We start from the raw sequence: 11,522 nt of genomic DNA, 5'->3' as shown, positions 1-11,522 counted from the left end.
GACGAGCAGCAGAATCAAGACAAAGGTAAAAAGTGAGGTCAATTACTTTAATTGACATGACAAATAAAGCTACACTGTTTACATTCATGAGAAGGAGAAGTCCTTCTCTTTTTTTAAAAGCCTCTTTTTTTCGCAATAATTTACCACTTTATGAATTAATCCTCTTTTTTTACTTTGGTATCCTTAAAGTGGGCTTTTTTTTCTTAAAAAAGTTTTATGTAACTTTGAAATAATATTTGATTAAAACATGTTGCAAATATAGATGTTTTAATTTAAACTTTTATTATTGTGCAAAAAATAATATATTTTTTCTTCTTATCAAGAGAGATGGAGGGACTGGCCCTATGAGATCTCGGCAGCGGAACTTAGTGATTAAGTTACTGTGCCAAATCCAGCAAGCAATGGCTTGATAGATAAGAGGAGTGTTTTATAAATATAAGACCTCTTCTTGTTATTTCAAGAAGAGGTCTTTTTTTAGAAAAAAATGGACAAGGACGTATCCATTTTAATTTTTGGAGGTAGAACAATGAAGAAAGAGAATCCATGGGCACTGATCCCATTTGTTGTTTTTTTAATTTTATTTATTGGTTCAGGGGTTATTACAGGTGATTTTTATGCCTTTCCTGTCATTGTAGCCATTTCCATTTCGGGCGCTGTGGCTCTGGCGATGAATCGAAAAGAATCGTTTTCGCGAAAAGTTGATATTTTTTGCAAAGGCGCAGGAAATTTAAATGTCATGATGATGGTTGTTATTTTTCTCTTGGCTGGAGCCTTTTCATCAGTAGCAAAAGGCATGGGGGCAGTAGACTCCACTGTCAACTTTGCTTTATCGGTCATTCCGCAAAACCTGCTTGTCGTAGGCTTGTTCATCATTGCCTGCTTTATCTCCCTATCAATGGGTACATCAGTGGGAACGATTGTTGCACTGGCGCCAATTGGAGTTGGGATAAGCGAGCACATCGAGCTTTCCATGGCTTTAGTAATGGCAGCGATTGTTGGCGGTTCGATGTTTGGCGATAATTTATCCATTATTTCAGATACGACAATTACTGCCGTTCGTTCACAAGGCGCACAAATGAAGGATAAATTTAAGGTGAATTTTTGGATTGTGTTGCCGGCAGCGATTATAACGAGCATTATTTTAGGAGTTATCACAATGGGTGAAACGGCACAAGTAGAGCATTTAAGCTATAGTTGGATAAAAATTGTTCCCTATGTTCTGGTTATTATTTTAGCATTAGCTGGAATGAATGTTTTCCTTGTTCTGACATTTGGGATTGTTCTAGCCGGGGCTGTTGGCTTAGCAGATGGCAGCTATCATTTAATGAGCCTTATGCAAACGATTGGCGATGGAATGTCAGGCATGTATGAAATGGCATTTCTTGCGATATTAATAGCTGGAATGGTGGAGGTTATTAAGTTTAACGGAGGAATTGACTTCCTACTTCACCTTGCAACACGAAGAATTAAATCGAAAAAGGGTGCTGAATTTGGGATTGCCGGCCTTGTTGGCCTAACAAATTTATCTACGGCCAATAATACGATTGCTATTTTAATTGCTGGCCCACTTGCAAAAAACATTGCTGACCAATATGGGATTGAGCCGAGAAAGTCCGCAAGTATTTTAGATATTTTCTCCTGTACTATCCAAGGTCTTCTGCCATATGGAGCCCAATTCCTTGCAGCTGCAAGCGTAGCCGGAATATCGCCAGTGAGTATCCTGCAATACTCTTACTATCCAATCTTGATAGGGATTTGCGGGATTATCGCTATCCTTATTGGATACCCGAAACAGAAGAAAGCCTGAACTTTATCACTTTAATGTGATGGGTGTAGCTTTAGAAAATATTGATCTTACATTGCAATAATCCAATTGTTTTGAGAAAAGATTAATCAAAACGATTGGATTTTTTATTTGATGCTATTCTATTTTAAAAAAACAACACTAACGTCGCATAAATTTTAATTAAATTTTCTGTTTTCTACTTCTTTCGTTTTTAAAGAAAATGAAAGACACTAAAATAGAGAAGTAAACATTCATTTTTTTCTATAACCTTTAACTGGGGCAACGGACAGTTCAAAATCCTTAGGGTACCGTATTTCCTTCAATTTCCTGAAGCCAAATACGTGCAGGTGTTGCTTTTAAGTACCTACTAATTTGTAAGTACGTCCGTGAACTATTTGTGTGAAGCTGTGCTAGTACGTTTAAGCAGTAAACGATCATCGCAATGTACACCTGATTATACATAGCTTGCTCGCTTTGCCCGTAGAACTTTTAATGTTCAGATGCTGTTTCATCCATTTGAAAAACAGTTCGATTGCCCAGCGTGATTTATACAGTTCAGCATATCTCATCTGCGATTAAATCAAAGCGATTCGTTACCAGATGTAGCTCTTTACCGTTTGGATCCAGTACTTCGATAAGGCGAAATACATTTTCAGCGCGATTCTGCGTGTTGCCAATCAAAATCATTTCATCCGATACCATGCGGTCAAAGCGCTCATAATCTAAATAGCATTGGTCAAACATGTACATGCACTCCTTGTCATCAATAAGAATTTCAAGTTAACCACGATCATGTTCTTTCGCATTCGTCAGTACCGCTTTATCAGGGTACGAACAAGGTTGTTTAAGTTCAATGGCAGTGTGCTGGAATCAATGACTTTCAGTGGTGTTGTGGTTTTTCGGCTCTGCTCAAAATGCGTTTTCTCATGAATTTGATCGACTAAGTCTAGAAAAATTCGTTAAAAAAACTCAGTTGGCACTTGTTTTAATCGCCAACCTAACTGTGAAAGCTGATGGACTCTAAATACGTTGCTTTTTGTAAGTCATCTGATAACATCGTGTCACTAATGGTACGTAGACTTTCGTTTTCATTTAGCTGCGCAAACAGTAATAATTTCAAGAATGAAGCGATATGAAGCTTCTTTGTATAGTAATTTAATTTATAAAGGCTTTTTTAGGCATAGACAACATTACAGAAAATTCAGTTTCAAAAAATATGTTGAATTATTTTAATGCGACGCCTAGTGTTCGTATTAGAATGCATAAATGGAGTCCTCCAGTGTGATGATGGGTCAATTTGGCGTTGACACTCATGCATCATACAAGAGGACTTTTCTTTTTCAAGCCCCTGAAAATCCTTCTAACAGGAATGCTCCTTGCTTAAAAGTTTTATACCACAGGATTATTGGTGAATATTTCAATCATCATATCTTTATGTCCATTATTTTTTTTTATTAATATGTTGATTACCACTCCAATTTGACGTAGATCCCACGATCCATTTTTTGTATGAAATAAACTAATATAACTAAATCAACAATTTAACTAATGATTCCTCATTATACCAACTTATAACTTTATAAAAGTCCTTATACAAATTAAGTAAATATTGATCATCTGTATTAAAACTATCAGCAAATTCAGCCAAAATTGAAGCTAGATAACTAAAGATACTGGCATACAAATAGCTATCTACCTTTTCTTTTTTAGATTTTAATGATTTTATGGTTTCAAGAACAACATCGTTTTCTTTTTTTTCTATTCCGAACCAATTTGCACTATATTCACTATAGTTCGACAAATCAGAAACTATTCTTTTTTCTACGTACTTACAAAAATTTCTGTATGGAGTATCATCAAAATCGAGATATTTTTTCTTTCGCAAAAAGTCTTTAAATGTTGTAAAGATATGAACTAGATTTCTAATACTGCTAATTTTATCTCTATCTATCTTATAATTCGAACAGGGAATAATTTCTTCAATCTCTTCTTTGGTTAAGTTCATATCTTCAGTTTCTATTTTACTCCAAAATAATCCTTTTCTTTTTACTTCTTTCTTCTTAACAAAAATATTAGCGAGTAAATCCCTCACTATAAATTCATACGTTTCTGCAACACTGTAGAGTATGTTTTGGGAGTTTCTATAATATTCTTCATCTAAGTATTTCCAAACAATGTCCACCTTAATGTTTTCAGTATTAAAGTATGTCAGTTTACGATAACCTTCTATAAGAAATAGGGTATTGCCATCTTTATTTAGTAATTCAATACTATCCTCGTTAACCGTTTGGGAAAATTTATAATCTGCTTCATAAGAACCATTACTAAATATATGACTTTTCGTGTAAGAAATCATTAATTTCCAGATTTTTATATCAACTGTCATTAATTTGTATAACTTCAAATCTTTCTTAAAAGGTTCGAATCCCAAGCTACCTATTTGTTTTAAGTACTTAGTTATTCTTCGCAAATATCTTTCCGCGAAAGTATCGATTACTCTACATAAATCCTTAACTTCATCAGGGTATAAATAAATTCTACTGTTGCCTAAGTCCACAATAAATTGTCCGTCATTTTCCATAAATTCTTTTACATATTTTCGCATGCCATAATCAAGATTGGTATTCATTCCTTGATAAAATAAATTCAGAATTTGTTGATGGTTAAAAGTTAAGTCGTTTTCCGCTTTTTTTACATGTCGGACTATTTGGATCAAACATGATCCACCACTATGATATTCCTTATGGCTCCAGTAGAATCCAGTTAAATGAACATTCCTACATTTTATATTTATACATTCAATTCCGTCAGAAACAACTATATCATCTGAAAAATAATCAGCATTTGAAAAAGTATCCATATCTTTATTAACTTGTACAAAATAACCACTAAATAATTTTTCATCGAACCTTTTCATACAATTAAACATTTCTTCAGGAAATGAATTCTTTGTAAATATGTTTTTTTGAGGAACTTTGATAGTGATAGTTTGCTGATTATCAGCAATTATTTTCATTTTATCTTCAAGCTGTTCAATAGGATTTACCCAGTATATCTTTTCTGTGTCTATATCAACACAAAACAGAAAAGTTAAATTCCGTTGTTTCATCCAATATCTAACGGTCGAAGTTTTTACACTTACATTAAATTCATTTTTAAATGAATCATAACTTTCAGTTCCTTTACACTGAGCCAAAAAAGTTTCCCCAGTATATTCTCCCCTTTCTGAAATCATCGAACAAATAAAATCAATTCCCATATCAGTTTCAAATTTATTTACAGATCCATGAAATGTAAGCGCAGTTTTTAATATACTTTCTCCTGCATCTCCAATTTTTTGTGGATTACTTCTTCGTACTTCTTTCATTTTACCTCACCACGATTGTTTTTCTATTTAATAGTTTTCATTTTTTTATATTGATTACTTTAAACTGTGATTTGCATTCATTAAACAATAATTTTGCTCTATATCTAGCATTGTGAATTTAGGAAGTAGTAAAATTAAAAGCTTATATGTCAGCGTCTTTAGTTTTTTGACCGTTTCGTTACCTATCATAAAGGAATTTATTTGATAATATTTATTGGATTTTTTAGAAATGGAAATGATTTTTTAGGCAATTTTTATTAATATTAAACGACTTTACCAACTGACAATTTATCTATCGACTCATTAACAATTTTATCTATTTCTTCATCAGATAAAGCGTTATTTTCATTAGATCTCTGTGTATTTTTTATACCTTGTCTAAAGCTATTAATCGCACTTAAATCATTCTCTGTATAATCAATAAGATACTCTTTTAAGCTCCTACCTTCAGATTCATAATCCAAAATTTCTTTCTTATTCAATTGCCCCCTATTATTCGCTTTATTAATATATAACTGCGTTCGTTCTTGTTTATGGTGTTCTTGTCTTCTAATACTCACAATCTTTTCCCAATATTTCTCCGCATCATATAAATAATCACTCACTATAAATCTCTTAGGTACAAGAACAACTGGGAAATCTCTATTACCTGGTCCTTTAACGCTAGGTACACATTCTGTAAATTCTTCCCACTCATTACTCACATGATTCCAGAAATTTTTAGTTAATTTAAAATCTCTGTTAATATTGTATATCTCACATTGCTGAATCGTAAATTCTACAAGTTTCTTTTTTATTAAACTTGCAATCAAATCAGACATTTTATCGCACCCAAAGTTATCTATAAAAACATGTAAGTCTTCGATTCGACCAATTAAACCTTTGGAAATTAACTCATTAATATGAATATTATTGAAAATTTCATTTAGCTCTTCTTCACTATTTCCAGTACCTTGTGGGAATCCTTCTGTATATCCTAAATATATTTCATTCGATTCACCAGAATACACTAAATTGCCACGAGCTTCGTTAATTTTATTTGCGCAATATAAATCTAAGATAGTATTAAAAAAATCTAGGATAATTTGGTCGCATTCAACAGCTAAACTATCATTTTCAGCTTCTATACGAGTTGGATCAATAAATAATTTATTGTCCCAGTCAACTCTAATGTCTATAAATTCAAAGTCCTTCTGAGAATAACCATTTAAATTAAAATACTTAGAAAATTGCATCATTGTACCTCCGTATACTTATTTGATTATGCTTAAATCGTTTTGTAAGGAAATACTCTAAGTATTTGATTGATTTTATTTTAAAAGGAATTTAAAATAGTGCTGTAGTTAATCAATACTTAGAGTATCTTACTTAATTAATTGCCGTTAATTAAGCACGTATTCATTACAAGTGAAAGTATAATTGGTTGCCGCCATTGTACTTTCAATGCTTGTCATCTTGATGTTTCTTTAGTATTTTAGCAGCTTTACTTTTTTGCTTTTTTGTACTTTTCTTGCTACTTAAAGTTTTACCTGCTTTTCCAACTTTTCCGCCAGAATGTTTTACCATCTTTACGCTCACCTCTTTCCCTAATAAACTTACTACTTCTTTTTATCGTTTAAAAACAATAAACAAAATGTTATTATTGCAACAAAAAATACACCTATAATTGCTTTTAATGCATAAAAAGTAGTTGCTGCTGCAATACCCAAAACTAGAATTGTTAATATAACATGGATCCCTATATTATATTCAAAATAAGAGTATTTAAAGGATTCCCAAGTTACTTTTAACATTATTACTATTGCCGATATCTACAACGCTAGTCCAAGTATAGAAATAACCCAAAATATTAATAAATCTTTAGCATTAAGGCTAAACATAATCTCAATAGCTTTCTCTATATTTTCAGCATGCACATTCGTAAAATAATTGTTAGATTATTTATACTCATTTATTCACCACCTTTCAGTTTGCTAGCATCGTTTTCAATTTTAAAATTGATACCTAGATATTTTTTTAAGGAAGGTTCCCTTCCTTAAAAAATACTTTCATATATATATTGTCTACCACCTTCTAAAAGTGGTTCCTCTACTCTTTTAATCAACCTTTGTTTATAAAGAGTATTTAAATGTGTACTAATTAAATTTGGCTGTTTGTTGAGTAAATCAGCAATTTCTCTAGCAGTAGTTTTTTTAAATTGATATATACTTTCTAGAATTTTAATATGTGTCCCAGAAATATCACCTATAAAATTAGCCTTCCCGTCAGACAACCTTTCAACAATCGCTAGCTTTGTGCCAGATAAAGTAGTTTCGATATTATAAGTGTGCTCATGATCTTTATTATTTAAATTAATAAAGTATAAGTATTTATCTTTTTCATGTTCACATAAATATCGTATTATTTTACTGATTACTTCATCGACTCCAGAACTATTTATTGCTTGTACATCCTTAAAATCATAATAGAATACTGTATTCACTTCCGCTTTTGAAATTATGTTTATAATTTCTTCTTTGATTGGTGCCACTTTAATCCTACTAATAAGGTGCTTATTACTAATTAATTCCGGACAAAGTGATGTCGCAATAATACCCACCCCCTGGTTTCAATTTTTTTTTTGATAACGTTAACTATAAATTATTATATATTTTATTTTCTGTCAAGCTATCTCAATACAGAAATCATAATAAGTTCCTGGATAAAATGATGTTGTTTTGTAAATTTGAATATCCCTACAAAGAATATTATATATATTATTTCCTGTCTTAAGTAAAACACTACTGTTTTTAAAACTATCCGCAAAAGAATTTACTCGCATTGTATTAAGTCCTAAACCGCCAGCATCTTCCCTAGTAGTTTCATTCTTCATAAAAGCCTTTCTCAAGATTTCATGCTGATTATCCGTTGCAGTAGCTTTTACTTTAAATTTATTTATAATACCAATTCCATCGTCTGCGATACCAATTCGTATTTTACTAGATTTTTTATAAAGTTGAACAGTTACATACCCTTGCCCTTCGCTATGATGATAAATATTTGTGCCTAACTCTGTTGTAATATTTACTATATTATTTACAACTTTAGATGATAGATTATTCTCAGAAAAAATTTTTAAAATAGAGTCTGTCATACACTCTAAATCGTCATCGTCTGTCAGAGGTAATATCTCTAATAAAATGGAACTCGTATCATTTCTATTTCTTGACTTATATTCTTCTAAGCAACAATTACTAATAATATTCTTAGGTATGTACTCAAAAAAATTTAATCTTTCAAGATACGAAACAATTTCGCATTTATTTAAATCCAAATAAACATCCATATACTTATTTAAATTTTTAATCCCTAAGATCATACTTATCATTCCTAATGGCGTTATAAACACCAAATTTGAAGCATCAATTACTATAGTTTTATATTTCTTTTCAATTGCTGCATAAATCTGCTGATTAAAACTATCAATACTTGCAATTGAACTCACAATATTAGGTAATAATATCTTCAAACAATAGTCCTCCTACATATAAATTACTTATATCATAGCAATCTATCATTCTATACCTCAAATTAAAAGTAACAAAAGTATAAAATAGGCAATTTTGTAACAAGAATGATATTTTTTTATCAACCTAAAACCCTTATTGTATAAACTTTGAATATAAAAATTGTTATAGTCAAAGCAACTTTCATTCATTACGAAATTACGATTTGTAGCTTTTGCTTTTTCATATATCTTGTTTTCAATGTATTTAATATGAGCCTTATTTAAGTTTTCATCTTTACTAATGAATACAATTACTTCATTCCAAAAATCTTTTTCTCGTAGACGGTCCTGCAAGCGTTTAAATACTTCCTCTGCTTCACCTATGTATACAGCTTCTTTATCATCCTCATTACGGCCGAATAACATGTAGACACCTGTTGAATTCAAATTAGGACGTGAACCGTGGATATTGATGTACATAGAGAGATGGCTCAAAGCACCATTTATCAATTCGAAAGGTCACAAGATTGACCGGAGTAGTGGTACACCGCAAGGTGGTGTGATAAGTCCTGTACTTGCGAATCTATTCTTGCACTATGCATTTGATATGTGGATGGTACGGACAAATCCTCAATCACCGTTTGAGCGGTATGCAGACGATTCTTCTCGTTGCGCGATTCACGTTCTGCGTTTCAAGGCAACGGAAAGTCTTATGATTGGCTGTGTCTTCACTGTCATATAATGTGCCCTTCCATGTTTACTCCTTTCGTTCAGCCCTTCCCATTACTGGTAGTATGGCTTCTGCTGACTTCTGATGATTCAGCTATCTATCGCTAAATAGGTTCTGTTTCCAGGTATTCATCAGATCTCCCGGGGTAAGTCCGTCCACTTTCACCTCATCTATCCGCCACATTTATTGCACTAACTTCCGTGGATATTTTGGATTTTGATTTGTTTCGCAATCTCGTCCAGTCAGAACAACCTCGAATGTGATTCGTATACCTCGGACCAAGGTTTTGCCGCCTGCTTCCTTCAGATTCCACGTCACCATGGACACCCTTGCACTTGGCTAGTGGTTCGCATATCCCAACGCCCACAGTGAACTCTCATCACCTAGTTGCCGGACATGCCCGGCACACAAATAAAAAGCAGCAAGCGGTTAGCAAGCTGCTGATGTCATAATAAATCGAATATTTCTTCATAAGAATCTTCTATTAAATTTGATTTAAAACGTTTTTTCCAATAAATATTCGTTTGATATATTGTTTCATAATTAAAAGGTAAAACCTCCCCACTAATTATCCCTATAGCATCGATTTTTTCATCTTCAAATACACTTGTAAGTAATACTTGAATACTATTATCATATAGCATCTTTAATTGGTCTATTTCATCTGGAAAATCTAATTTATCATCTTCAAATTGATCTATAATTCCGTTTAGAGTAGTTTCAAACCTAACATCTAAATAATCGCTTTTTATAATAGAGTATTTATCACATCCACAGTACCTGACTAGTTTATACTCAGCATGTTCATACTTATCAACGTTAAATTTAATCACGATTAAATTCAATAGAAAATCATTGCATTGTTTGCAATATTCAACTTCCTGTAACTTACTTAGCTCTTCTTTTGGTGTATTCCATATATATTCGAACTCTCGATTTACTTTATTAGCACAAACCTTTTCTTCTATCACTACTAAATTTTCAAAGTTATTGGCAGCATTTTTACTCCAATTATATGAACCCGTTAACACTATTTGATTATCTATAATGCAAATCTTATTGTGCATTCTATTATTATATCTTGGCATCTTAATTTTTTTTACATTCGCTCCGTTATTAATTAAATTTTGAATCTTATCGTTGTGTTTAAAATTAATAAAGTCATCATTAATGATAATACTTAACCTAACACCTTTACTTAATAACTCTTGGAATATTCGATTATATAAATCAAAATTAATCCATGCAACCGCAACTTTCACTTCTTCTTTTGCTCTTTTTAGATTGTTTACAACTACACTATACAACTCATCAAAATATATCTCTGTCACTAGTTTCATCCCCTTCTACTTATCTCTTCTACGTTCCCATCACCTAAAAGTTTCTAATATACTCCAATTTATTTCTTCAGGTCAAGAGGAATAATTACAATTAAGTCATCACAATACCTTCTATACATGGCATTAGCAGACTTTTGCTTGCACCACTCGTATATTTCTTTATCAAAATCAATTAAATGCACATTAGAGAAAACTGCACTCATGCTTGATCCTTGTGGAATGCCATAAGAATCCGGTTTAGGGTTTAGTTCTAAATACTTCTTTTTAAATTCACTAAATTCACTTGAAGTCATGATTCGATTAATTTGATGTGTCTTGATTTTTTTATTTAATGTTCTTCCATATTTCTCTTCTAAAAACTTATCAATGTCTTCCCTTTTTACATAAGTAAATTGTGTAAGGTTCTTAAACACTTGATACCAATCTCGTTTTAAGGTTTCTACACCTAAAACCTTTCTAATATTCCGCTTCAATGTTTGATGTGAAATATTATCGAAATACTTTGTAAAATCACTCGAGATGACAACTGCATTTTCAAACTTAAATAGATGATCGAATACTTCAAATGCAAAATCGATATTATTTTTGCCGAGTTTATTATTTCGATATGCTATGACACTATCATCGATTTGGTTGTTAGATGCGTATGTCTCATAAGCTTCGTTTAATAAGTCACCATAATATTTATAAATGTATCTATCCATATGGGCTGCATAAAAGATTTTACGTACTTTAGGTTTCCCTCGCTCTTTTCTTTGTAAGCCCGAAATATAAAAAAGCGCACCTTTTCGGTACGCACAACGAATAGCCGT

Annotated in this window: 12 protein-coding genes, 1 pseudogene and 1 riboswitch; of the genes and pseudogenes, 2 read left to right on the top strand and 11 right to left on the bottom strand. The window is 31.9% G+C overall.

The features are described 5' to 3' along the window. Positions 1-312 precede the first annotated feature (312 nt). Positions 313-420: riboswitch (SAM riboswitch) on the top strand. Positions 421-526: 106 nt separating this feature from the next. Next, the gene (locus QRN68_RS07230) at positions 527-1,807 is read left to right on the top strand and encodes a Na+/H+ antiporter NhaC family protein (protein ID WP_285396093.1); all 1,281 of its coding nucleotides are present in this window, start codon (positions 527-529) and stop codon (positions 1,805-1,807) included. Positions 1,808-2,086: 279 nt separating this feature from the next. Here QRN68_RS07230 and QRN68_RS07225 read toward each other — a convergent pair. From QRN68_RS07225 to QRN68_RS07190, 8 genes and pseudogenes are all read right to left on the bottom strand, one after another. Continuing rightward, positions 2,087-2,951 (bottom strand): annotated as a pseudogene (locus QRN68_RS07225) (transposase); the annotation flags it as partial. Positions 2,952-3,314: 363 nt separating this feature from the next. Then, positions 3,315-5,153 carry a DUF4365 domain-containing protein gene (locus tag QRN68_RS07220; protein WP_285396092.1) on the bottom strand — a complete coding sequence of 613 codons (1,839 nt, stop codon included), beginning with the start codon at positions 5,151-5,153 and terminating at the stop codon, positions 3,315-3,317. A gap of 263 nt (positions 5,154-5,416) precedes the next feature. Then, complete coding sequence (locus tag QRN68_RS07215) at positions 5,417-6,388, bottom strand: hypothetical protein (protein WP_285396091.1); 972 nt, start codon at positions 6,386-6,388, stop codon at positions 5,417-5,419. A 205-nt stretch (positions 6,389-6,593) separates the two neighbouring features. Beyond that, on the bottom strand, positions 6,594-6,719 hold the full coding sequence (locus QRN68_RS07210) for a hypothetical protein (protein WP_285396090.1): 126 nt from the start codon (positions 6,717-6,719) through the stop codon (positions 6,594-6,596). A gap of 32 nt (positions 6,720-6,751) precedes the next feature. Continuing rightward, on the bottom strand, positions 6,752-6,946 hold the full coding sequence (locus tag QRN68_RS07205; protein WP_285396089.1) for a hypothetical protein: 195 nt from the start codon (positions 6,944-6,946) through the stop codon (positions 6,752-6,754). A 242-nt stretch (positions 6,947-7,188) separates the two neighbouring features. Continuing rightward, the gene (locus QRN68_RS07200) at positions 7,189-7,683 is read right to left on the bottom strand and encodes a winged helix-turn-helix domain-containing protein (protein WP_285396088.1); all 495 of its coding nucleotides are present in this window, start codon (positions 7,681-7,683) and stop codon (positions 7,189-7,191) included. A 132-nt stretch (positions 7,684-7,815) separates the two neighbouring features. Further along, complete coding sequence (locus QRN68_RS07195; RefSeq protein WP_285396087.1) at positions 7,816-8,661, bottom strand: ATP-binding protein; 846 nt, start codon at positions 8,659-8,661, stop codon at positions 7,816-7,818. Positions 8,662-8,718: 57 nt separating this feature from the next. Further along, complete coding sequence (locus QRN68_RS07190; RefSeq protein WP_285396086.1) at positions 8,719-9,120, bottom strand: GIY-YIG nuclease family protein; 402 nt, start codon at positions 9,118-9,120, stop codon at positions 8,719-8,721. Here QRN68_RS07190 and QRN68_RS07185 point away from each other — a divergent pair. Beyond that, positions 9,113-9,382 (top strand): reverse transcriptase domain-containing protein, encoded by a 270-nt coding sequence (locus QRN68_RS07185; RefSeq protein ID WP_285396084.1) that lies wholly within the window; start codon positions 9,113-9,115, stop codon positions 9,380-9,382. The genes QRN68_RS07190 and QRN68_RS07185 overlap by 8 nt on opposite strands. 171 nt (positions 9,383-9,553) lie before the next feature. Here QRN68_RS07185 and QRN68_RS07180 read toward each other — a convergent pair whose 3' ends face one another. From QRN68_RS07180 to QRN68_RS07170, 3 genes are all read right to left on the bottom strand, one after another. Then, entirely contained in the window at positions 9,554-9,691 is a 138-nt protein-coding gene (locus QRN68_RS07180) for a hypothetical protein (RefSeq protein ID WP_285396083.1), read from the bottom strand. Positions 9,692-9,816: 125 nt separating this feature from the next. Beyond that, complete coding sequence (locus tag QRN68_RS07175) at positions 9,817-10,701, bottom strand: phospholipase D-like domain-containing protein (protein ID WP_285396082.1); 885 nt, start codon at positions 10,699-10,701, stop codon at positions 9,817-9,819. Between the two features lie 68 nt (positions 10,702-10,769). After that, the coding region (locus QRN68_RS07170) for an RNA-dependent RNA polymerase family protein (RefSeq protein WP_481817436.1) at positions 10,770-11,522 on the bottom strand (753 nt) is incomplete at its 5' end.

This window comes from Lysinibacillus sp. fls2-241-R2A-57 (assembly GCF_030209535.1).
GTDB lineage: Bacteria > Bacillota > Bacilli > Bacillales_A > Planococcaceae > Lysinibacillus.
The sequence above is the reverse complement of the archived record's forward strand: the minus strand, read 5'-3'. Positions and strand labels throughout refer to the sequence as shown.

What these genes read in the sequence shown, in the direction of transcription:
- QRN68_RS07230 (WP_285396093.1), top strand. Translation starts at nt 527, where the DNA reads ATGAAGAAAGAGAATCCATGGGCACTGATCCCATTTGTTGTTTTTTTA.
- QRN68_RS07220 (WP_285396092.1), bottom strand. Translation starts at nt 5,153, where the DNA reads ATGAAAGAAGTACGAAGAAGTAATCCACAAAAAATTGGAGATGCAGGA.
- QRN68_RS07215 (WP_285396091.1), bottom strand. Translation starts at nt 6,388, where the DNA reads ATGCAATTTTCTAAGTATTTTAATTTAAATGGTTATTCTCAGAAGGAC.
- QRN68_RS07210 (WP_285396090.1), bottom strand. Translation starts at nt 6,719, where the DNA reads ATGGTAAAACATTCTGGCGGAAAAGTTGGAAAAGCAGGTAAAACTTTA.
- QRN68_RS07205 (WP_285396089.1), bottom strand. Translation starts at nt 6,946, where the DNA reads ATGTTAAAAGTAACTTGGGAATCCTTTAAATACTCTTATTTTGAATAT.
- QRN68_RS07185 (WP_285396084.1), top strand. Translation starts at nt 9,113, where the DNA reads ATGTACATAGAGAGATGGCTCAAAGCACCATTTATCAATTCGAAAGGT.
- QRN68_RS07190 (WP_285396086.1), bottom strand. Translation starts at nt 9,120, where the DNA reads ATGTACATCAATATCCACGGTTCACGTCCTAATTTGAATTCAACAGGT.
- QRN68_RS07180 (WP_285396083.1), bottom strand. Translation starts at nt 9,691, where the DNA reads ATGGTGACGTGGAATCTGAAGGAAGCAGGCGGCAAAACCTTGGTCCGA.